Source organism: Mesorhizobium dulcispinae, assembly GCF_033977345.1.
GTDB classification, from domain to species: Bacteria; Pseudomonadota; Alphaproteobacteria; order Rhizobiales; family Rhizobiaceae; genus Mesorhizobium; species Mesorhizobium dulcispinae.
The window spans coordinates 44,444-66,772 of sequence record NZ_JAVIIY010000014.1; the positions used below are offsets into that span (position 1 = coordinate 44,444).

The following is a 22,329-nucleotide window of genomic DNA, read 5'->3' on the forward strand; positions in this document are numbered from 1 at the left end:
ATGCGAATCCTGCTGGTCGAGGACGAGCCGGAAATGGTTTCGGCGCTGCGCGCGGCGCTGAGGCGGCATGACATGGTGGTCGACCATGCGGCTTCGCTGCTGGAGGCGGACGGCTTTGTCGCCGCCGACAGCTACGACATCATCCTGCTCGACCGGCAACTGCCGGACGGCGACGGCCTGACGCTGGTGCCGCGCCTGCGCAAGACCAGGAACACCACACCTGTGCTGATGCTGACGGCGAGAGGCGACACCGCCGACAAGGTCGATGGGCTCGACATGGGCGCCGACGACTATCTGGCAAAGCCGTTCGCCTTCGAGGAATTGCTGGCGCGGCTGCGGGCGCTGCTCAGGCGGCCGCAGGCGATCGAGACACAGACGATCCGCGCCGGCCACCTTTCGCTCGACGTCGGCCACCGGGAGGTCTCGATACGCGGCGAGCCGCTCGCCCTGCCGCGCCGGGAACTGCTGGTGCTGGAGGCGCTGATGCGCCGAACGGGGCGCATGGTGCAGCGCGAGGCCTTGATGGAAGCGGTGTTCGGGCTCGACGACGAGATCCAGTCCAACGCGCTCGACACCCATGTCTCGCGCCTGCGACACAAGCTGACCGATGCCGATGGCGGAGTCGTCATCAACGGCATACGCGGCGTCGGCTATCTGCTGCGCGAGATCACATGAACCTCAGCCGGCCGCGCTCGCTGAAATGGAGCCTGGTGCTGCGCATCGCGATCCTGCAATGCGTGATGCTGACGCTGATCATCGTCGGCACTCTCGGCGCCATGCTCGCCACCGGCATCGTCCCGAACGATTACGAAGACGGCACGATGGACGTGTTGACCGATGCGCTGACGCGCGATGCCACCGGAGCGCTGATGCTCAGGGACACGTCCAATCTCGCCAGGTTGCGGACGAATGTTCCCGACCTCTGGTTCATCATCCGCGACAGGCAAGGACATCGGCTTCAGGAGGGCGCCGTGCCCGCCCCCTACCAACCCTTTGTCGCTTTGCTGGACAATATCAGCGACGCCCGTATCGACTTGGCCATCGGCGAGGCCTCGCCGCCCGGCGGCAAGATCCGGTGGACGGACACGGCGGCCGGCAATGTCCAGATCATGAGCGGCACGAAGGGCGAGCTTTCGCTGCTCCGCGTGCTTGGACAGGCGCCCAACCTGTTTCTGTGGGGGATATTGCCGCTGGCGGGTCTGATGGCGCTGGCAACGCTGTTCGTGACCCCCTGGGTGGTGCGCGGCGCGCTTTCTGGCCTCGGCAATGCGGCCGCCGCGGCCGAGCAGATCGACATCGACAAGCGCGGGGTGCAACTGCCCCTTGAGGGCGTGCCGAAAGAGGTCACACCGCTGGTGAAGGCGGTCAACGCAGCGCTGTCGCGTCTCGACGCCGGCTATGAACGTCACAAGCGCTTCCTGACCGACGCCGCGCATGAGCTGCGAACGCCCGTCGCCATTTTGAACACGCGGCTTGCCTCGCTGCCCGCGACGCCTGAGCGGGCGCGGCTGTTGCAGGACGCAGCACGTCTGTCGGCGCTTGCCGACCAGCTGCTCGATCTGCAGCGCCTCGACCGCCAGGCCGAACATTTCGGCCCGGTCGACCTGGTTGTGGTGGCGCGCAATGTGGTGGTCGACCTGGCGCCGATGGCGTTCGCGGCCGGCTACGAAATGTCATTCGATCCAGCGAAGGAGAAGCTCGCCGTGCGCGGCGACCGCACGGCGATCGAGCGCGCCGTGACCAACCTCGTCCAGAACGCCATCGACCATGGCGGCAAGACCGGCCGGATCACCGTCAGCGTCCGTTCGCCCGCGGTGATCGAGGTGCTGGACGAAGGCGACGGCGTCCCGCCGTCCGAGCGTGAGCGGATCTTCGAGCCGTTCTACCGACTGCGGCCGCAGGACCACGGCGCCGGGCTCGGCCTGAACCTGGTCCGGGACCTGATGCAGCTGCATGGCGGCAAAGTCGAGGTGCTCGACGGCAGCGCACGCGGCGCCTGTTTCAGGATGATCTTTCCGGCCATGCCGAGCGGCTGAGACGCGGCCGGCGTAATTCCGGACGCAAAGCCGTTGCACACTTTTCCTAGAACCGCTTAGGCCGCCGCGATGCTGAGCCGCGCGCCAGCCTGGCTGAGCGCGGCGGCGATGTCGCGCGGCGGCGGCTGGTCGGTGGCAAGCTCGGAAAAACCGTCGAAGCCGCAGACCTGAACCAGCCCCTGCCGGCCGAACTTGGTGTGGTCGGTGACGACCAGCGAGCGCTGGCCGCGCGACAGCACCATGCGGGCGAATTCCGCCTCCGCGAGCTCGTAGTCGGTAAGGCCGGCGACGGCATCGACCGCGCCAATGGAGATCACGGCGTGGTCGACGGAGAAGCGGCTGACAAAATCGATCGCCGTGACGCCGAAGGCCGCGCCCGAATCGCTGCGCAGCTCGCCGCCGGCCATATAGACCTTGTTGCCGTTCACGGTCGCCAGCGTGCGGGCGATGTCGGACGAATTGGTGACCACCGTCAGACGGCGATGGCCGAGCAGCTCGCGCGCCAGGAAGGACGTGGTGGTGCCGGTGTCGAGCATGATCGACTCGCCGTCGCGGATGGTGGCCGCGACCATGCGGGCAATCAGGCGCTTTGCCTCGGCATTTTCGCGCATGCGGCGCTCGAACGGGGCCTCGCCCGTCATCGACGGCAGGCTGACGGCGCCATGCATCTTGAGCAACGCCCCGCCATCGGTCAGCGGTTTGACGTCTCGCCGCACCGTTTCCAGCGACACGCCCAGCCGCTCGGCCAGGCTGGCGATGGTTACGGTGCCCTCCTCGTTGAGGAGCCGCAGGATCTCGCCATGCCGTTTCGAATGGATCATGTGAATGTCCGGGATTTTGACCGATTCTAAGGCATTCCTAACGCTTTTAAAGGAATTGCTTATATTTTCGGGCAAAACACCCAAAAAAGGTCACAGCTTTTCATTGACAGCAACATCACCCTGGCGTGAGATTGATGGGTGACAGGCTCGGAACTGCCACGGGAGGGTGATGGCAGAGCCGCAATCGACCGACCAGATTTTCTGGAGCGTGCCTGACGCGCGTTATTTTCGAATCCGCGGGGGCGGATGCCGGGATCCTGAACCTGGCCAAGGGGCTCGTCGGTGCGGTGCGGGATATCGATCCCGGCGTCTCGCACCGACGAGGCTTTGTTGTTCTCTCTCACCGCTTTGCCCGAAACCGGCGCATTGTGAAAAGCCGGCTGAAGCAGGAACGAACCCGTGAGCGCCCCCGAAATCGTCGAAGACCGCATCCGCGCCCTGCCCTGCTGGACCGGCAGCGTCGAGATCGAGCCTCTGCCGGGCGGCCTCAGCAATGCCAACTATGTCGTCACTGACGCCGCCGGACGGCATGTCGTGCGTTTCGGCCAGGATTTCCCGTTCCATCATGTCTTTCGCGAGCGCGAGGTGATGACGGCGCGGGCGGCGCATGCGGCCGGCTTCGCGCCGGCCGTGCATTACGCAGAGCCCGGAATTCTGGTGACCGAGTTTCTCGGCGCCAGGACCTTCCTCGCCGAGGATGTGCGCGCCGATCTCGGCCGCGTTGCGGCGCTGCTGCGCGGCTTCCACCGCGAGATGCCGAACCATGTCTCCGGCGCCGGCTTCATGTTCTGGGTGTTCCACGTCATCCGCGACTACGCCCGCACGCTGGACGAAGGCGGCAGCCGCAAGAAGGACCAGCTGCCGCGTTATCTCCAGCTGGCGGACGAGCTCGAACGGGCGCAGAAGCTCTTGCCGATCGTCTTCGGCCATAACGATCTTTTGCCGGCGAACATCCTCGATGACGGTAAAAGGCTGTGGCTGATCGATTTCGAATATGCCGGCTTCAACACGGCCATGTTCGATCTCGCGGGCGCGGCCTCCAATGCCGGCATGAGCGACGACGAGTCCTTCGCCTTCCTCACCGCCTATTTCATGAAGGAGCCTGACAGCGAGATCCGCCGGTCGCATGCGGCCATGCAATGCGCCTCGCTGCTGCGCGAGGCGATGTGGAGCATGGTCTCCGAGCTCTATCTCGACGCTCCCGGCATCGACTACGTCGCCTACACCGAGGAGAATCTCGTGCGGCTCGACGCGGCACTGGAAAACTACCGGACGAAATACGGGACAAAGCCATGACCCTGCCCAGCCATGCCGGGATCGTCGTCATCGGCGGCGGCATCATGGGCTGCTCGACCGCCTATCATCTGGCGCGCGACCACAAGGCCGACGTGGTGCTGCTCGAACAGGGCAAGCTGACCTCGGGCTCGACCTGGCACGCGGCCGGCCTGGTCGGGCAGTTGCGATCGTCGGCCTCGATCACGCGCGTGCTCAAATATTCGGTCGAGCTGTACAAGGGGCTCGAAGCCGAAACCGGCCTGGCAACCGGCTGGAAGATGACCGGCTGTTTGCGGCTGGCGACGAATGCCGACCGCTGGACCGAGTTCAAGCGGCTGGCGACCACCGCCAAGAGCTTCGGCATGGACATGCAGCTGTTGTCGCCGGCCGAGGTGAAGCGCATGTGGCCGCTGATGGACACAAGCGACCTTGTCGGCGCCTCCTGGCTGCCGACCGACGGCCAGGCAAGCCCTTCCGACATCACGCAGTCGCTTGCCAAGGGCGCGCGCATGCATGGCGCAAAACTGCTCGAGGACGTGCGCGTCACCGGCTTCGAGATGAAGGACGGCCGCATCGTCGCGGTGAAGACCGACAAGGGCGACATCGCCTGCGAGAAAGTGGTGAACTGTGCCGGACAGTGGGCGAGGCAGGTTGGCGCGATGGCCGGCATCAACGTGCCGCTGCAACCGGTCAAGCACCAGTATATCATCACCGAGAAGATCGAGGGGCTCGCCAACGACGCGCCGACGATCCGCGACCCCGACCGCCGCACCTATTTCAAGGAGGAGGTCGGCGGGCTGGTGATGGGCGGCTACGAGCCGAACCCGCAGCCCTGGACGACGGGCGACGTTCCCAACGACTGGGAGTTCCGCCTGTTCGACGACGATTACGACCATTTCGAACAGCATATGGCCCAGGCGATCGAGCGCGTGCCGGCACTCGCTAACGCCGGCGTGAAGCAGATGATCAACGGGCCGGAGAGCTTCACGCCGGACGGCAATTTCATCCTGGGCGTCGCGCCCGAATGCGCCAACATGTTCGTCGGCGCCGGGTTCAACGCCTTCGGCATCGCGTCGGGCGGCGGCGCCGGCTGGGTGCTGGCGCAATGGGTGGTCGACGGCGAGGCGCCGCTCGACCTTTGGGTGGTCGACATCAGGCGTTTTTCCGGCCTGCACCGCGACCGCGACTGGGTGTGCGACCGCACGCTGGAGGCCTATGGCAAACACTACACGATCGGTTTCCCGCATGAGGAATATCTGTCTGGACGGCCGCGCATCGTCTCGCCGCTCTACGAGCGGCTGAAGACGCATCGCGCGGTGTTCGGCTCAAAGCTCGGCTGGGAGCGGCCGAACTGGTTCGCGCCCGGCAGCGTCGAGCCTGAAGACATCTATTCGATGGGGCGGCAGAACTGGTTCGGGCCGGTCGGCGACGAGCACCGGCATGTGCGCGAGAAGGTCGGCATATTCGACCAGTCCTCCTTCGCCAAATATGAGATGACGGGCGCCGATGCGCTGAAGGCGCTCGACTTTATCTGCGCCAACGACATCAATAAGCCGGTCGGCCGGCTGACCTACACGCAGCTTCTCAACACGCGCGGCGGCATCGAGGCGGACCTCACCGTATCGAGGCTCGGCGAGGACAGGTTCTACGTCGTCACTGGGACGGGTTTCCGCACCCATGACCTGTCGTGGATCGGCGACCATATCGGCCAAGGGCTCGATGCGACGCTGAAAGATGTCACCGAGGATTTCGGCACGCTGTCGCTGATGGGGCCGTGCGCCCGGGATGTGCTTTCGGCCGTTACGGACGCCGATGTCTCCAACGCCGCCTTCCCATTCGGACACGCGCGCGAAATCGAGATTGCCGGCCACACCGTGCGGGCGCTGCGCGTCACCTATGTCGGCGAGCTCGGCTGGGAATTGCATGTGCCGATCGCCGCCACGGGCGAAATCTTCGACGCGCTGATGACGGCAGGAAAGAAACATGACATCCGTCCCGTCGGCTACCGGGCGCTGGAATCGCTCCGGCTGGAAAAGGGCTACCGCGCCTGGGGCTCCGACATCACGCCGAACGACACGCCTCAGGAAGCGGGTCTCGGCTGGGCGGTGAAGCTCCGGAAGAATACCGATTTCGTCGGACGGCGGGCGCTGGAGACGGCGGCAGGCAAGCCGCTGGCAAAGCGCTTTGCCGGCTTCACGGTCGACGATCCTGCAATCGTGCTGCTCGGTCGCGAGACGATCCTGCGCAACGGCGAGCCAGTCGGCTATCTCACCAGCGGCGGCTATGGCTACACGCTGGGCAAGAACATCGGCTATGGCTATGTGCGCAACGCCGACGGCGTCAGCGACGATTTCCTGGCCTCAGGGGACTACGAACTGGTGGTGGCGATGGAGCGCACGCCGGCAAGAATCCATCTCGAGCCGATGTACGACCCGGCGGGAACGAAGATAAAAGCCTAGCCAGGAAAGCCGTCAGCCGACGCGCAGGACGAGGCCCCTGCTCGGCACCGTGTCGGCCTCGCCGGGCATCGAGGCGTACGGCTTTGTCTCCTCGACGCGGGTTATGGCGCCTTGCGCTTCCAGCTCGGCGATACGCTCGGCAAAGCCGGCCTGCCACAGCGTGTTCTTCACCGTCAGCACGATGATGCCGCCCGGGCGGCAGATCCGGATCAACTCGTCCAGGCCCTCGATCCCGACATGGCCAGAGGTGAAGACACCAGCGGAGACGATGCCGGCATAGGCGCCGTCGGCGAAGGGCAAGTCACCGCCGAGCGCCAGGCGATGCAGGGCCGTGTAGACGCCCTTCGCCCCGGCCTTGTCCAGCATGCCTTGCGAGATGTCGAGCGCCTCGACTTTTGGGTAGCCGGTGATGGCCAGCCATTCCCCGATCAGACCGGTGCCGGCGCCGGCGTCGAGCAAAGGTTCGGCGCCGCGCGGCAGATGGCGGGCAAGCAGCGCCAGGCAGATCGTCGGGTGGCGATAGCCCGCCGCCGACATGTCCGCGTCATAGGTCTCGGACCAACTGTCATAGATCGCAGCGACTTCCTCGGGCCTTGTTGCGGCGTAAGCCGCGCCCAGCGCGCTGTTGTGCTTGCCGTCCGTCATTGCCGCTCCCGCCGCCGATTCGCGTCCGCCATGGTAGCCAAGCGGCAAAAACTGTGGAACCGTTCCACTCATTAAACATGGCGTGATGGTAAAGGGGGATGACGATGGACGAGGCGCGCGCGGCGCTGACCGCCATTCCGGTGCTTGCCGGGTACGAGGGCCCGCTGGAGCGGCTGGGCGGCCTTACCAACCGTGTTTACAGAGCCGGCGAAGTCTGCCTGCGCATTCCCGGCAAGGGCACGGAGGAATACATCAACCGCGCCAACGAGGCGGTGGCGGCGCATGAGGCGGCGAAGGCCGGAGTCAGCCCCGAGGTGCTCTATTCCGATCCGGCATCGGGCTTGATGGCGACGCGCTTCATCGCCGGCGCCGAGACGATGTCGCCGGAGAAGTTCAAAACGCGCCAGGGGAGCCCGGCCCGCGCGGGCGAGGCCTTCCGAAAACTGCATTCGTCGAACGCGGTCTTTCCGTTCCGCTTCGAGTTGTTCGCGATGATCGACGACTATCTGAAGGTGCTGTCGACCAAGATTGTCGCGCTGCCGCCGGGCTATCACGACGTGGTGCGCGAGGCTGGCAGCGTGCGCGAAGCATTGGCGACGCACCCGATCCAACTTGCCGCCTGCCACTGCGATCCGCTCTGCGAGAACTTCCTCGATACCGGCGAGCGGATGTGGATCGTCGACTGGGAATATTCCGGCATGAACGATCCGCTCTGGGACCTCGGCGACCTCTCGGTCGAGGGTAAGTTCGACGCCAACCAGGATGAGGCGCTGATGCGCGCCTATTTCGGCGGCGAGGCAAGGCCGGCCGAGCGCGGCCGCGTCGTCATCTACAAGGCCATGTGCGACCTGCTCTGGACGCTTTGGGGGCTGATCCAGCTCGCCAACAACAATCCGGTCGACGATTTCCGCGCCTATGCCGACGGCCGCTTCGCCCGCTGCAAGGCGCTGATGGAGACAAAGGAATTCTCACGCCATCTGGCGGCCGCGCGGCTGGGTTAGAGCAATTCCATATGAGGTCGCTTTCAGAGTTCCAGCGATCCTAGGTGAAAACTCGCTGTATCTCATTCAGCGAGCCGGTATCGTCAGACTTTCTGCAATACCAAATAAGCAGGGCGATGGTACCGACTGGGAACAACCCTGCAAGAAGTTGATGCCAGCCGCTTCTGTTGATGTCATGCAGCCGGCGGGTGGTCATGGCAAGCGTCGGCACAAGGATGGCAAGATTCCAGATCGATGAGACAATCTCATTTCCTGCAACGGCATCAACCACGATCATGATGACGCCGACGATGAAAATGAAGAGGTAGGTGTACCAGAACTCCGACCGACTGGCTCTGCCGGAAAAATTTGCATAGTTCTTGAAGAAACTTGAGACAGCCTCACCAAGATTCATCGAAGGCGGTGTGTCTCCAAAACGATTGGCTCCAGCCGGCGCTGCTCTTAAGACAAACACCAATGGCAAGGCGATAAGGACCAGAATTATGAGCCAGTGCCATATGGAGAAACTACCCATCATTCCCCCCTGTAACCCCGGTTTTCCAGGCAACTAATATCCTGTCTGCCTCGCCAAGAATCAATCGCAGATTGCACTCGGGCAGGCAATTTGCCCCGTAAAATACTTTCGTTGGACTGCTTAGTTCACGCCCTTCGGCACGTTCTCCGGCGGCACCACGGTTTCCACCACCTTCTGACGGTGGAAGATGAAGATGCCGGCGAGCACGACGATCGCCGAGCCGGCCAGGATGCGCGGGCTCGGCATATCGCCGAAGAAAACCAGGCCGAAGACAATGGCCCACAGAAGCAGGCTGTAATGCAGCGGCGCCAGCGTCGAGGCCGGCGCCAGCTTCAGCGCTCGAGTGATCATCAGATGGGCGGCGCAGGAGACGACGCCGAGCAAAAGCATGGCGCCGAAATCGAGCGCGGACGGCGTGCGCCAGGCGCCAACGGTGAGCACACCGCCGACAATCAGCGTGCCGATGGTCTGCCAGGTGACTAAAGTCGTGTCACTCGTTCCACGCAAACGCCGGCCGAGGATGATGGCGAAGCCGAAGGCGACGCTGCCGATCAGCGCATAGGTCGACGACAGCGAGAACGCCGCCGACGAGGGCTTCAGGATGATCAGCACGCCGCAGAAGCCGACCAGGATCGCCAGCCAGCGGCGCCAGCCGACCTTTTCGCCGAGCAACAGATGCGAGAGCGCGGCGACATAGATCGGTCCGGCCATGTAGAAACTCATGACGTCGGCGAGCGGTAGATAGACGACGGCGGCGTAGAACAGCCCGGTATCGAGCGTGGTCGCGACGACGCGCAGGAACTGCAATGTCGGCCTTTCCATCCGGAAGAGCTTGCCCGCGCCCTGGTTGGCGATCATCGGTCCAAGCACCAAGAAGGCGCCGATGGAGCGGATCAGCACCACCTGGCCGACCGAGAAGGAGGCGACCAGCCATTTGCCCATCGCGTCGTTCAACGCGAACATGAAGTCGCCGGCCAGCATCAAGAGGATGCCGGCGAGCAGGACGTTCCGGATCGTAAAATTGCGGGCGATGGTCTGAACCATGCGGCTCCCTAGCTGCAAGCCGCAGGTTTGACGAGCGAAATCCGTAAGACCAGCGAGGGAAACGAGGTAGGCGGCAGCGCCGGACTTCGTCATCCCCACGGGCGGAGCGGGAGCGAAGCGGACGCGCAGACCCGAGGATCCATGCCGTGACCTCGCGCGACGAGTGAAGGCGGTGCAGAACAGAGGACGTTCTGAACCGCCGCAACTCTCATAAGTAATGGCATGGATCCTATGGTCTGCGCCGCGTCGCTTCGCTCCTTGCTTCGCCATAGGATGACGAAGTGACGAGCGTTCCGGCCAATCGCGAACCGTTCATGATGCTTTGTCCCAAACGAAGCAAATCGCGGACTTTGGAGATTGGCCGAAGCGCGCTGTCCGTCCGCGCACGCGACCGGTCAAACCGAGACGCCAGAGACCTACGCTGTTTTATGCCGCCGGTTGACCTGCGCCGGGCGGCCGGCGATCGACAGCCGCGTTTCCTGCTTCGTCCGTTCAGCGACCACCTTGCCTCTCGCGATGACGCAAAGGCGCTCGGGGCGCAGGCGCACAGCCTCGATCGGGTTGCCGGCATCGAGCACGACGAGGCTGGCGCGCTTGCCGACGGCAAGCCCGAGATGGTCGAGGCCCATGATGGCGGCGTTGACGTTGGTGACCATGTCGAAGCAGCGCGCCATGTCGGCCGGGCTCGACATCTGGGCTACATGGAGCCCCATGAAGGCGACGTCGAGCATGTCGGCGGTGCCCAATGAATACCACGGATCGAGCACGCAATCCTGGCCCCAGCCGACGCGGATGCCGAGCGCCAGCATCTCCTTGACCCGGGTCAGGCCGCGACGTTTGGGGAAGGTGTCGTGGCGTCCCTGCAGCATGATGTTGATCAGCGGATTGGGGATCGCCGAGACGCCGGCCTCGGCGATCAGCGGCAGGAGCTTCGAGACGTAGTAATTGTCCATGGAATGCATGGAGGTGAGATGCGAGCCGGCCACCCTGCCCTGCAGCCCGAGGCGCTGCGTTTCATAGGCAAGCTGCTCGATGTGGCGCGACAGCGGGTCGTCGGTCTCGTCGCAATGCATGTCGACCATCAGGCCGCGCCCGGCGGCGATCTCGCAAAGCTCCGTCACCGAGCGCGTGCCGTCGGCCATGGTGCGCTCGAAATGCGGAATGCCGCCGACGATGTCGACGCCCATGTCCAACGCGCGGATCGTATTCTCGCGCGCCGTGGGCGAGCGATAGAACCCGTCCTGCGGAAAGGCGACCAGCTGCAGGTCGATATAGGGCGCGACGGTCTTCTTGACGTCGAGCAGCGCCTCCACGGCGAGCAGCCGGTCGTCGCAGACATCGACATGGGTGCGGATGGCAAGCAGGCCCATCGATACCGCCCAATCGCAATAGGCGAGCGCGCGGTCGCGCACGGCCTCATGCGTCAACAGCGGCTTCAACTCGCCCCAGAGCGCAATGCCTTCGAGCAGCGTTCCGGAAGCGTTGATGCGCGGAATGCCGTAGGAGAGCGTGGCGTCCATATGGAAGTGCGGATCGACGAACGGCGGCGAGACGAGGTTGCCGCGCGCGTCGACCTCGCTCCGGGCCGGGCCCCGCAGCTCCGGCTCGATCGCCGCTATTGTCTCGCCCGTAACGCCGATGTCGGCAATCCGTCCGTCCGGCAAGGTGCCACCGCGCACGATGAGGTCGAAATCCATCTGTCGTCATTCCCTCTGCAGAATCAGCATTTATCGTGACCGAAATGGTCTGCCGCAGCCGGTTCTTTCCCGGCGGCGAAAGGTTTCCTCCGGCGGCAACTCGCTCTATAAGCCGCCTCTCGCCTTCGTGGCGAATCCGAAATTGACATGGGATAGGCCGTTTGTTTCGCTTCTTCCGCTCGACGGAGAACCAGCGCCTCGTCGCAAGGCTGGTGAGGGAATCCTTTCGGGAGCATAAATTCGGCTATGGCGCCGCCATGGTGTCGATGCTGGTGGTGGCCGCCATGACGGGCGCCAGCGCCTGGATCCTGAAGGAGATCACCAACGAATTCGTGGTCTACAAGAGGATCGACCGCGTCAACCTGATTGCCGCAGGGGTGGCCGCGATCTTTCTGCTCAAGGGCCTCGCAACTTTCATCCAGTCCTATTTCATGAGCAGGGTCGGCAACGCCATCATCGCCGACCGGCAGCGCAAGATCTACGACCGGATCCTGGCGCAGGGCATCGAATTCTATCATTCGACCTCGTCGTCCGACCTGATCACCCGCATGACCAACAACGCACAGGCCGCACGCAGCGTGCTCGACCTCGTCGTCACGTCCTATGTGCGCGACCTGGTGACGCTCGTGGTGCTGGTGCTGGTGATGGTCTGGCAGCAGCCGGCGCTGTCCCTGATCTGCTTCGTCGTCGGGCCTGTAGCGGTCTATGGCGTCAACCGCATCCTGAAACGCGTGCGCAAAATCGCCCAGATGGAATTTCGCTCGCTCGGCCAGATCGTGCATGTCATGCAGGAAACGGCAATAGGCGTACGCGTCGTCAAATCCTTCAATCTCGAAGGCGCGATGCGCAAGCGCATGTACAAGGCCGTCTCGGACGTCGAGAACCGCGCCAACAACATCGCCACGCTTGAGGCCGCCACCAGCCCGGTGATGGAAACGCTTGCCGGGCTGGCAATCGCCGGCGCCGTCTTCGTCAGCGGTTTCCTGGTGCTGGAAAGCGGCCAGATGCCGGGCAACATCATGGCCTTCATCGCGGCGTTGCTGCTCGCCTATGAGCCGGCAAAGCGCCTGGCGCGCGTGCGCATTTCGCTGGAGACCGGCATCGTCGGCGTGCGCATGATGTTCCAGCTCGCCGACCGGCCGCTGACGCTCGCCGAAAAGCCCGGCGCCAAGCCGCTGCAGCCGGGGCCGGGCGAAATCCGCTTCGACAATGTCAGCTTCGCCTATCCGGAGAGCCCGCCGGTGTTCGAGGGCTTCAACCTGACGCTCGCGGCCGGAAAGATGACGGCGCTGGTCGGGCCTTCGGGCAGCGGCAAGTCGACGATCCTCAACCTGATCATGCGCATGTACGATCCGCAGAGCGGCAAGGTCGAGTTCGACGGACAGGACATCTCCTTCGCAACGCTCGACTCGCTCAGGCAGAAGATCGCCTATGTCAGTCAGGATACGTTCCTGTTTGCCGGCACGATCATGCACAACATCCGCCTCGGTCGTGAGAGCGCGACCGACGACGAGGTGATCGCCGCCGCCAAGGCAGCGAATGCGCACGATTTCATCAGCGCCATGGCCAAGGGCTACGACACGGAGGTGGGCGAGAACGGCTCGCTGCTCTCCGGCGGCCAGCGCCAGCGCATCTCGATCGCGCGCGCCATGCTGCGCAATGCCGAGATCCTGCTGCTGGACGAGGCGACCAGCGCGCTCGACGCCGAGTCGGAAGCGCTGTTCCGTGACGCGCTGCAGCAGCTCACCGTCGGGCGCACGACGATCGTCATCGCGCACCGGCTATCGACGGTGCATCAGGCCGACACGATCGTGGTGCTGGAGAGCGGCAAGGTGCAGGAAAGCGGCCCGCACAAGACGCTGCTCAAGCAGGGCGGGCTCTACCAGAAGCTTTATGAATATCAGCTGATGCCGTAGCGCCCCTCTTCCCTCTCCCCTTGTGGGAGAAGGTGGATCGGCGCGTAGCGCCGAGACGGTTGAGGGGTGCTGGACGGAATGAGACGCCGGCGAATTCTGACTGGATGAGCGGTGTCGCCAAGCTGGAACACCCCTCATCCGTCCGAGCTTCGCTCGGCCACCTTCTCCCACAAGGGGAGAAGGAGAAGTGCTCCCTATTCCGGCACTTTCCGCACCGCGCCCTTGTCGGCGCTGGTGGCGAAAGCGGCATAGGCGCGCAGCGCTGTCGTCACCTTGCGCTTGCGCTTCTCCGTCGGTTTCCACGCGTCCGCGCCCTTGGCCGCCATTGCCTTGCGGCGCGCGTCGAGCTCGGCCTCGCTGACGGCGAGATGGATCTTGCGGTTGGGGATGTCGATCTCGATCGTATCGCCTTCCTGCACCAGCCCGATCAGCCCGCCCTCGGCGGCTTCTGGCGAGACATGGCCGATCGACAGGCCGGACGTGCCGCCGGAGAAGCGGCCGTCGGTGATCAGCGCGCAGGCTTTGCCGAGGCCCTTCGATTTCAGGTAGCTGGTCGGATAAAGCATCTCCTGCATGCCGGGGCCGCCGCGCGGTCCCTCGTAGCGGATGACGACGATGTCGCCCGCCTTGATCTCGTTGCCGAGGATCGCCTTGACGGAAGCGTCCTGGCTTTCGAAGACGCGGGCCGGGCCGGTGAACTTCAGGATCGACTCGTCGACGCCGGCCGTCTTCACGATGCAGCCGTCGAGCGCCAGATTGCCTTTCAGCACGGCGAGGCCGCCGTCCTTGGAGAAGGGCGTCTTTGCCGAGCGGATGACGCCTGTCTCGCGGTTCGTGTCGAGCTCGTCCCAGCGGCGGTCCTGGCTGAAGGCGACCTGCGTCGGCACGCCGCCGGGGGCGGCGCGGAAGAACTCGCGCACGTTCTCGGCCGAGGTGCGGGCGATGTCCCAATGGTCGAGCGCTTCGCCAAGCGTTGCGGTATGCACCGTCGGCAGGTCGCGGTTGATCAGCCCGGCCTGGTCGAGCTGGCCAAGGATCGCCATAATGCCGCCGGCGCGATGGACATCCTCCATGTGCACGTCGGCCTTGGCCGGCGCCACTTTGCAGAGAACCGGCACCTTGCGCGACAGCCGGTCGATGTCCTCCATGGTGAAGTCGACCTCGCCCTCGTGCGCGGCGGCGAGGATGTGCAGCACCGTGTTGGTAGAGCCGCCCATGGCGATGTCGAGCGCCATGGCGTTCTCGAAGGCGCCCTTGGAAGCGATGCTGCGCGGCAGCGCGCTTTCGTCCTCCTGCTCGTAATAGCGCTGGGCGAGATCGACGATCAGATGGCCGGCCTCGACGAACAGGCGCTTGCGGTCGGCATGGGTAGCCAAGGTCGAGCCGTTGCCGGGCAGCGAGAGGCCGAGCGCCTCGGTCAGGCAGTTCATCGAATTCGCGGTGAACATGCCCGAGCACGAGCCGCAGGTCGGGCAGGCCGAGCGCTCGATCACCTTGACGTCTTCGTCTGAAACACGGTCGTCGGCCGCGGCGACCATGGCATCGACGAGATCGAGCGCCTGCGCCTTGCCGGCCAGCACCACCTTGCCGGCTTCCATCGGACCGCCGGAGACGAAGACGGTGGGGATGTTGAGGCGCAGCGAGGCCATCAGCATGCCGGGCGTGATCTTGTCGCAATTGGAGATGCAGACCATGGCGTCGGCGCAATGCGCGTTGACCATGTATTCGACGGAGTCGGCGATCAGCTCGCGCGACGGCAGCGAATAGAGCATGCCGTCATGGCCCATGGCGATGCCGTCATCGACGGCGATGGTGTTGAACTCCTTGGCGACGCCGCCGGCCTTCTCGATCTCGCGCGCGACGAGCTGGCCGAGATCCTTCAGATGCACATGGCCCGGCACGAACTGGGTGAAGGAATTGACCACCGCAATGATCGGCTTGCCGAAATCCGAATCCTTCATGCCGGTGGCGCGCCACAGGCCGCGGGCGCCGGCCATGTTGCGGCCATGGGTGGTGGTGCGGGAACGATAGGCAGGCATCGGATTGTCCTTGCTGGCTGGCCGCGCCAAGCGTGGGCGCGGCGGCGCTCAATTTCAGTCGGCGCCCTTATAGCGACCAAGGTCCGGCCTTGCCACAGTTTTGCGCTGCGCCACGATTCTTCAGGAAAATTTGAAATCGCTGTCGGATCGCGCATCGCCGATCCGTCCTTGAGGCAGACGGCACGGAAACGGCACCAGATCGTGCGCGCGCCGTTTGAGATGGAACCTGAACAAGTCCGAGGAGCAGACCTATGCAGAAGATCACCACCTTCCTGTGGTTCGACGGCCAGGCCGAGGAGGCCATGAACCATTACGTCTCCATCTTCAAGAATTCGAAGGTGCTGAGTGTCACGCGCTGGCCCAAGGGCCATCCCCAGGAAGGCCAGGTGCTGGTCGCCTCGTTCGAGCTCGACGGTGTGCAGTTCCAGGCACTGAACGGCGGGCCGCAATACAAGTTCACCGAAGCGATCTCGCTGTCGATCGACTGCAAGACGCAGGAAGAGGTGGATCATTTCTGGACCAGGCTCACCGAAGGCGGCGGCGAGCCTGGCCCCTGCGGCTGGCTGAAGGACAAGTTCGGCGTTTCCTGGCAGGTCGTGCCGGAACAGCTGCCGCGCCTGCTTCAGAACCCGGACAGGGCGAAGGCCGGCCGCGTCATGCAGGCGATGATGCAGATGGGCAAGATCGAGATCGACAAGCTCGAGGCGGCGGCGCAGGGCTGAGCGCCTTCCCTTCTCCTCTTGTGGGAGAAGGTGTCGCCGAAGGCGACGGATGAGGGGTGCTCCAGCTTGGCAATGACGGCGATCCGTCCAACACCCCTCAACCGTCTCGGCGCTCCGCGCCGATCCACCTTCTCCCACAAGGGGAGCAGGGGGCGCCGCGCCTTACGCTGCCTTGTCGCGGACCTGGTAATCCTTGACGGCGGTGAAGCGGATCGCTTTCCAGCGCTCGGCCTCGTAGTTCAGCGAGAAGGCATGTTGGGCGAGGAAGACCGGATCGTTGTCGAGGTCGCGGGCGATGTCGCCGCGATGCGCTTCGATGAAGCGCTGCACTTCCGCCTTGTCGTCGGCCGCGATCCAGCGGCAGACCGAGAAGCGCGACATCTCGAAATCCACCGGCAGCGTGTATTCGATGTTCAGCCGTTCTTTCAGCACATCGAGCTGCAGCGCGCCGACGACGCCGACGATGGCCGGAGAGCCGTCTTCGGGCGAGAACAGCTGCACGACGCCTTCCTCGGCCATCTGGTGCAGCGCCTCCTTCAGCTTCTTGGCCTTCATCGCGTCGCCCAGGCGGACGCGGCGCAGGATTTCCGGCGCGAAATTCGGCACGCCTCGGAACAGAATCTCCTCGCCTTCGGTCAGCGTGTCGCCGATGCGCAGCGTACCGTGATTGGGGATGCCGACGACGTCGCCGGCAAAGGCCTCGTCGGCGGTGACGCGGGTGCGGGCAAAGAAGAACTGCGGCGCCGACAGGCTCATCGGCTTGCCGGTGCGCACCAGCTTGGCCTTCATGCCGCGCTCCAGCTTGCCCGAGCAGACGCGGACGAAGGCGATGCGGTCGCGATGGTTGGGGTCCATGTTGGCCTGGATCTTGAAGACGAAGGAGGTCATCTTCTCCTCGGTCGCCTCGACCGTCCGTTCATCGGCTTCCTGGGCGCGCGGCGGCGGCCCATAGGCGCCGAGCGCCTCGATCAGGTCGCGCACGCCGTAATTGCGCAGCGCCGAGCCGAAATAGACCGGCGTCAGGTGACCCTCGCGGAAGGCGTCGACGTCGAGCGGACGGCAGGCCTCGCGCGCCAGTTCCAGTTCCTCGATGAAGTCGTTGCGCTCGTTTTCCGGCAAAAGCCCGGCGACGCGGTTGGAATCCGGACCATGGACCGGCGTGCGCTCCTTCTCGTCGTCGCTCCTGCGCACCGCGTTCTGCGCCAGGTGATAGGTGCCGGAAAAGGTCTTGCCGCGGCCGATCGGCCAGGTGACGGGTGCGGTGTCCAGCGCCAGCTTCTGCTCGATCTCGTCGAGGATCTCGAACGGATCGCGGCTCTCGCGGTCCATCTTGTTGACGAAGGTGATGATCGGGATGTCGCGCAGCCGGCAGACCTCGAACAGCTTGAGCGTACGCGGCTCGATGCCCTTGGCGGCGTCGATGACCATGACGGCCGAGTCGACCGCCGACAGCGTGCGGTAGGTGTCGTCGGCGAAATCCTCGTGGCCGGGCGTGTCGAGCAGGTTGAAGACGTTGTCGTCATACTCGAAGGTCATCACCGAGGTGACGACCGAGATGCCGCGCTCGCGCTCGATCTTCATCCAGTCCGACCGGGTCTGGATGCGGTCTTTCTTGGCCTTGACCTCGCCGGCAAGCTGAATGGCGCCGCCGAACAGAAGCAGCTTTTCGGTGAGCGTGGTCTTGCCGGCGTCGGGGTGCGCGATAATCGCGAAGGTGCGGCGGCGCGATACCTCTTCGGGAATGGTCTCGGGCATTTCTTCCAGGCGTTCCGTGTGACAGGCGGCGCTTCTACCAGCGCCGCGCCGACCTGTCGACATCGACGGGAGAACACCTTGGCCTTGCCGTTCCGGCTCAGGCCAGCTCAGCCATGCTTTCCGCCTTCGCGATCTCCGGCAGCCAGGCGGCGATAGCGCTGCCGATCGCGTCAGGGTGGTCTTCCTGCAGATAATGGGCGCCCGGGCCTAAATTGATGAACCGGCAGTTCTGCAGACCCGCGGCAAAGTCCTGTGCCGCCTGCGGCGAGATCAGAGCACCGGGATCGCCCGCAAAAAGCAGCTTCGGATACGAGGAAAGCCGCAGCGCCCGGTGATCGTGCCTGCTGATGGCGGCAACGTCGGCGGGCTGGCCTTCGATCGGCAATTCCCGCGGCAGGCGCAGAACCGGCTTGCGCGACTGGGTTGTCGAAAACGGCGCCCGGTAAGCGGCCATTTCCTCCCCGCTCATCGGCCGCAGCACGGAAGCCGGAAGCACCTTCTCGACGAAGACGTTCTCCTCCAGCACCAGCTTTTCGCCGACGCCCGGCGTGCGCAGCGCCTTGAACAGCTCGCGCGCCTGCGGGCGCTGATGGAAATCCTCCCAGCGCTCGAAGGGCCTGATGAATTCCATGAAGGCAAGTCCCAGAATGCGCTGCGGCCGCCTTGCCGCGAGATGGAACGCAAGTGCGGTGCCCCAGTCCTGGGCGACGATCGCCAGATCCATGATATCGAGTGCATCGAGGAAGGCATCGAGGTAGCGGACGTGATCGAAGAAGCGATAGTCGAGATCCGGCTTGCCCGACTGACCGTAGCCGATCAGGTCCGGCGCGATGCACCGCCCGACCTGCGCGACATGCGGAATGATGTTGCGCCAGATGTATGACGAGGTCGGGTTGCCGTGCAGGAAGAGCACGGTCGGGCCAGACGCACCAGCCTCCAGGTAGGACATGCTGGAATCGAGCACGGCGACTTGTGAACGCCGCGGGGCGGCGGCGCCGGTCTGTTGTCCGTCGGTTTTCGAATTCATCACGCTTTCTCCTTCCCAAACACGGTGCCGAAGATGATTTTCTTGAACCGCTCGAGCGGCGCCGGACTGCGCTCGACCTTCATGCGCAGCATGGCGCCCTGCCAGGACGACAGCAGGAAATCGGCGAGGTCATCGGCATCGAATGCGTTGGTGATCTCGCCCGTGGCCTGACCTTCGGCGATGCAGGCCGCGAATGGCTGGCGCCAGCGCTCGAAAATGTCGACCAGCCGCAGCCTGAGCGGCTCGCTATGAACCGCCGTCTCAAGGCTGAGATTGCCGATCATGCAGCCGCGCGCCCAGTCATGGGCTTCGAGCTTGGAGATGATGACGTCGAGATAGCGGCGCAGCCGGCCGGCGGGCGGCGTGCCGTCGTTTGCCAGCGCTTTTTCGACCAGCCCGCTGACATAGGCGAAGTAGCGCTCCAACACCTCGCCGGCAAACTCTTCCTTCGAGGCAAAGTGGTTGGTGAAGGAGCCCGGCCGGGCGCCGGCCGCGGCGACGATGTCGCGCACACCAGCACCGGTGTAACCATAATTCCAGATCGTCCGGAAACCGGCGTCGAGAAGGTTTTCGCGAAGTGATTGCCTAGCCATTTGGCTATAATACGTACGTACGTATTTATGTCAAGCCCCTAGGCTTGCGCCGGCGAAAAGGCTGCTGGGAACCGGCCAAATGGCGAAGAACTCCATCCTCAATTCACGCACTACCGTCCTCCCGGCGGCCGAACCTGGTGATCGATCGTATCTCCGACCGCTCGATGCCGATGTCGCGCAGCAGATAGTCCGGCAACTCGTCCAACGTGACGCGGTCTCTGCGGATTCGAACGATGCGCGCAAGCAGGTTTCCGCCGGAATGGCTGATCTCGACGACCGCGGCGAAGAAGCGCCCTAGCGCGGAGCGGTTAGCCGTAAGCTGCTGTCCAAGGATAGTCATGCTTTTATCTCCCTCTGGTTGAATGATGAAATTGGGAGGGCCAGCGCTGGCCCTCCCAAAGGGTTTTGCTGACAGAAGATTAGGATCGATCATGCTCGCAGCTCGCCTGCGAAGCGCCTCACGATCCATCTCCCGATCAGGCGGCGGCATAAGCCGTCGTCGGATCGAACAGGCGCTTCACCTGCGTGATCTTGGTTGCCGGGAAGCCGCTCATCTTGGCGTGGCGCTGGATGATCGCCTCGTCCTTGGCGAGGTAGACGCAGAAGGTCTTGTCGTCCGCCACGAAGGACTCCACCCACTGGATGTCCGGGCCGAGCTCGGCAAGAACGGCGTTCGAGGCCTTGGAGGCGTCGCGAAGCTGCTCGCGCTCGAAGGTGCCGACCTTGGGGATTTCCCGTTCGATGATGTATTTCTGCATTTCGCAATCTCCTTGATCTGAGGTTTGAAATGCCTCCGGACGCTCGACCAGGTCGACGCCGGTGACATCCCCGGGGCCGCTGAGCTAAACTGCAGCCTGGCTCGCCGGGCAGATGGAGAATTGCGCAAGAGGCGGCCAACAGTCCTTACGCCGGCCTTATCTTCTTCTGATCCTTTGCCTATTGCCGTTACGGGGGTAGCTGCCGATGGGAATTTATCGTTTCGGCGACTTCGAGCTTAACCAGGATTCCCGCGCCCTTCGTCTCGGCGAAGGCGAGATCGAGGTGCAGCCCCTGGTCTTCGATTTCCTCGCCATTCTGCTCCGACATCAGGAGCGGGCCATGAGCAAGGACGAGTTGCTTGAAACCCTGTGGCCGGGCGTGACGGTGACCGAAGCTTCGCTGCAGCGCGTGGCAAGCCTTGCCCGCGGCATTCTCCGCCAGGGCGGCATGGAGACGGCGCTGCGCAACCTGCCCCGCTTCGGTTACCGCATTTGCCTCGATCAACCAGCCGTCTTGGAAACCAAATCAGCTCCGGTCGAAGCGGGGAGCAAGCCGTCGAGCCCCGGCTCAGCGATCCTGTCCGCTAGCGCGGCGGTCGCGGCGAGGAAATGGCAAGATGCCGCGGCCGCTTTCGCCGAAGCGGACGCCGCCGGCGAGTTGCTGACGGCCGATCTCGAGGAATGGTCGCTGGCGCTGGAATGCATGGGGCAACCGACTGAAGCCATTCCATTCCTGACCCGCGCGGTAACGGAATATGGCGTCGCCGGCGAGCGCCTGCGCGCGGCGTCCCCGGCAGTCACGCTTGCCCGGATCCATCTGGAGAGGGGCGAGCTCGCCGTCGCCAAAGGTTGGCACAAGCGCGCCGCGCAGCTGATCGACAGCGCAACCGGCAGCAGGGAGCACGGCCTGTGGTGCTGGATGGGAGCGCGTCTCATGGGCGCGGAAGCAGAACCCGAGCAGGCGCTTGCATTTGCCGAGCAGGCCTTCAAAGTCGGCAAACATCTCGAAGACCCGGTCGTGGAATCGCTCGGCCTGATCTATCGCGGCTTCTTCAAACTTTGCCTCGGGGAAACCAAATCCGGCCAGGAGGACCAGGATTTCGCCGCCGCACTCGGCCTCTCAAGCGATATAGACCCGGTTGTCGGCGGCATCCTCTATTGCAACATCCTTTGGTCCTGCAGGAACTTCGGCGACTGGGCGAGGGCCAACCAATGGACCTCCGGCTACGAAAACTGGTGCAAGGGACACGGGCTGGAGAACCTGTCGGGATCGTGCCGGCTGCATCGGGCCGAGGTGCTCGGCATCCACGGCACGCTGAAGGAAGCGGAGGTACTGGTGCGCGCCGCTCTCGACCAGCTGGCTCTCGATGCACCCTGGGCGACGGGCGATGCCTTGCGGGTTCTGGGCGACATCCATCTTGCTGCCGGAAATTTCGCCGAAGCAGAAACAGCCTACCGCGCGTCGCACGCAGCAGGATGGGATCCACAGCCCGGCCTCGCCCTGCTGCAGCTTGAACAGGGCCAGGCGGAGGCCGCTTTCAGCGCGCTTGAGCGATCCCTGGTCGGCAATGGCTGGCCGACGCTGCAGCGGCGCGGTCTCGTACTCGCCACACTTGCCAAAGTGGCGGCACGTACCGATCGGCTGGAGCGCGCGAGAGAAGTCATTGCCGAACTGGAGAAGGAGCCGCTGCGCTGGCCGATGGCTTCCATCCGGGCACTGACCGCGCAGGCCAAGGCAGAGCTTTTCATGCGCGAGAATCGCTTGGCCGAGGCCGCGCGGGAGCTGCAGCTTGCATGTTCGTGCTGGACCGAAATCGGCTCGCCGATCAATGTCGCCGACGCGAGGCTGTCGCTGGCTGCGCTCCTCATTCAACTCGGCGATCGCATCGGTGCGGAGCTGGAGCTCGGCAGCGTTATGGCGGTCGCAACGAAAGTGGACTCGCCTCGTCTCATGCGGCGATACGAAGAACTGAAAGACCTGCTTTCGGATGCGCCTAAGACAGCAGTCGGCGGCGCGTAGAAATCTT

General features: G+C 64.3%; 19 protein-coding genes. 8 read left to right on the forward strand and 11 right to left on the reverse strand.

Going from position 1 to position 22,329, the window contains the following annotated elements; genetic code table 11:
* Positions 1 to 675, forward strand: a complete 675-nt coding sequence (locus tag RFN30_RS25360) for a response regulator transcription factor (protein ID WP_320264806.1) — start codon at positions 1 to 3, stop codon at positions 673 to 675.
* Positions 672 to 2,036, forward strand: coding sequence for a sensor histidine kinase (locus RFN30_RS25365; RefSeq protein ID WP_320264807.1), 1,365 nt, complete (start codon positions 672 to 674; stop codon positions 2,034 to 2,036). Before RFN30_RS25360 ends, RFN30_RS25365 begins: the two co-directional genes overlap by 4 nt.
* Positions 2,037 to 2,092: 56 nt before the next feature.
* Here RFN30_RS25365 and RFN30_RS25370 read toward each other — a convergent pair whose 3' ends face one another.
* Positions 2,093 to 2,857 (reverse strand): DeoR/GlpR family DNA-binding transcription regulator, encoded by a 765-nt coding sequence (locus RFN30_RS25370; RefSeq protein WP_320264808.1) that lies wholly within the window; start codon positions 2,855 to 2,857, stop codon positions 2,093 to 2,095.
* 399 nt (positions 2,858 to 3,256) lie between these two features.
* Between RFN30_RS25370 and RFN30_RS25375 the strand changes: the two genes are divergently transcribed.
* Both RFN30_RS25375 and RFN30_RS25380 read left to right on the forward strand, forming a co-directional pair.
* Entirely contained in the window at positions 3,257 to 4,153 is an 897-nt protein-coding gene (locus RFN30_RS25375) for a phosphotransferase (protein ID WP_320264809.1), read from the forward strand.
* Positions 4,150 to 6,591 (forward strand): GcvT family protein, encoded by a 2,442-nt coding sequence (locus RFN30_RS25380; protein WP_320264810.1) that lies wholly within the window; start codon positions 4,150 to 4,152, stop codon positions 6,589 to 6,591. Before RFN30_RS25375 ends, RFN30_RS25380 begins: the two co-directional genes overlap by 4 nt.
* A 12-nt stretch (positions 6,592 to 6,603) precedes the next feature.
* Here the strand turns inward: RFN30_RS25380 and RFN30_RS25385 are convergent, their stop codons facing one another.
* Positions 6,604 to 7,236 (reverse strand): class I SAM-dependent DNA methyltransferase, encoded by a 633-nt coding sequence (locus tag RFN30_RS25385; RefSeq protein WP_320264811.1) that lies wholly within the window; start codon positions 7,234 to 7,236, stop codon positions 6,604 to 6,606.
* A gap of 98 nt (positions 7,237 to 7,334) precedes the next feature.
* Between RFN30_RS25385 and RFN30_RS25390 the strand changes: the two genes are divergently transcribed.
* The gene (locus RFN30_RS25390) at positions 7,335 to 8,237 is read left to right on the forward strand and encodes a phosphotransferase (protein ID WP_320264812.1); all 903 of its coding nucleotides are present in this window, start codon (positions 7,335 to 7,337) and stop codon (positions 8,235 to 8,237) included.
* Between the two features lie 40 nt (positions 8,238 to 8,277).
* Here the strand turns inward: RFN30_RS25390 and RFN30_RS25395 are convergent, their stop codons facing one another.
* From RFN30_RS25395 to RFN30_RS25405, 3 genes are all read right to left on the reverse strand, one after another.
* Entirely contained in the window at positions 8,278 to 8,751 is a 474-nt protein-coding gene (locus tag RFN30_RS25395; protein ID WP_320264897.1) for a DUF805 domain-containing protein, read from the reverse strand.
* A 120-nt stretch (positions 8,752 to 8,871) separates the two neighbouring features.
* Positions 8,872 to 9,795, reverse strand: coding sequence for a DMT family transporter (locus tag RFN30_RS25400; RefSeq protein WP_320264813.1), 924 nt, complete (start codon positions 9,793 to 9,795; stop codon positions 8,872 to 8,874).
* A 416-nt stretch (positions 9,796 to 10,211) separates the two neighbouring features.
* The gene (locus RFN30_RS25405; protein ID WP_320264814.1) at positions 10,212 to 11,492 is read right to left on the reverse strand and encodes an amidohydrolase family protein; all 1,281 of its coding nucleotides are present in this window, start codon (positions 11,490 to 11,492) and stop codon (positions 10,212 to 10,214) included.
* A gap of 161 nt (positions 11,493 to 11,653) precedes the next feature.
* Here RFN30_RS25405 and RFN30_RS25410 point away from each other — a divergent pair, with 161 nt between their 5' ends.
* Positions 11,654 to 13,408, forward strand: a complete 1,755-nt coding sequence (locus tag RFN30_RS25410; RefSeq protein WP_320264815.1) for an ABC transporter ATP-binding protein — start codon at positions 11,654 to 11,656, stop codon at positions 13,406 to 13,408.
* A 194-nt stretch (positions 13,409 to 13,602) separates the two neighbouring features.
* Here the strand turns inward: RFN30_RS25410 and ilvD are convergent, their stop codons facing one another.
* Entirely contained in the window at positions 13,603 to 15,447 is a 1,845-nt protein-coding gene (gene ilvD / locus RFN30_RS25415; protein WP_320264816.1) for a dihydroxy-acid dehydratase, read from the reverse strand.
* A gap of 251 nt (positions 15,448 to 15,698) precedes the next feature.
* Between ilvD and RFN30_RS25420 the strand changes: the two genes are divergently transcribed.
* Positions 15,699 to 16,169: a VOC family protein gene (locus RFN30_RS25420; RefSeq protein ID WP_320264817.1), complete on the forward strand. Its 471-nt coding sequence runs from the start codon at positions 15,699 to 15,701 to the stop codon at positions 16,167 to 16,169.
* 162 nt (positions 16,170 to 16,331) lie between these two features.
* Here the strand turns inward: RFN30_RS25420 and RFN30_RS25425 are convergent, their stop codons facing one another.
* The 5 genes from RFN30_RS25425 to RFN30_RS25445 form a co-directional block, all read right to left on the reverse strand.
* On the reverse strand, positions 16,332 to 17,924 hold the full coding sequence (locus RFN30_RS25425) for a peptide chain release factor 3 (protein WP_320264818.1): 1,593 nt from the start codon (positions 17,922 to 17,924) through the stop codon (positions 16,332 to 16,334).
* A 97-nt stretch (positions 17,925 to 18,021) separates the two neighbouring features.
* Positions 18,022 to 18,951, reverse strand: coding sequence for a haloalkane dehalogenase (locus RFN30_RS25430; RefSeq protein ID WP_320264819.1), 930 nt, complete (start codon positions 18,949 to 18,951; stop codon positions 18,022 to 18,024).
* On the reverse strand, positions 18,951 to 19,544 hold the full coding sequence (locus RFN30_RS25435) for a TetR/AcrR family transcriptional regulator (RefSeq protein ID WP_320264820.1): 594 nt from the start codon (positions 19,542 to 19,544) through the stop codon (positions 18,951 to 18,953). Before RFN30_RS25435 ends, RFN30_RS25430 begins: the two co-directional genes overlap by 1 nt.
* Before the next feature lie 103 nt (positions 19,545 to 19,647).
* A complete protein-coding gene (locus RFN30_RS25440) occupies positions 19,648 to 19,884 on the reverse strand; it encodes a YjiS-like domain-containing protein (protein ID WP_320264821.1) in 237 nt (78 codons plus the stop codon).
* A 136-nt stretch (positions 19,885 to 20,020) separates the two neighbouring features.
* Positions 20,021 to 20,302, reverse strand: coding sequence for a DUF4242 domain-containing protein (locus tag RFN30_RS25445; protein WP_067003570.1), 282 nt, complete (start codon positions 20,300 to 20,302; stop codon positions 20,021 to 20,023).
* Positions 20,303 to 20,642: 340 nt separating this feature from the next.
* Between RFN30_RS25445 and RFN30_RS25450 the strand changes: the two genes are divergently transcribed.
* On the forward strand, positions 20,643 to 22,322 hold the full coding sequence (locus RFN30_RS25450; RefSeq protein WP_502572753.1) for a winged helix-turn-helix domain-containing protein: 1,680 nt from the start codon (positions 20,643 to 20,645) through the stop codon (positions 22,320 to 22,322).
* The last annotated feature ends 7 nt before the right edge of the window (positions 22,323 to 22,329 follow it).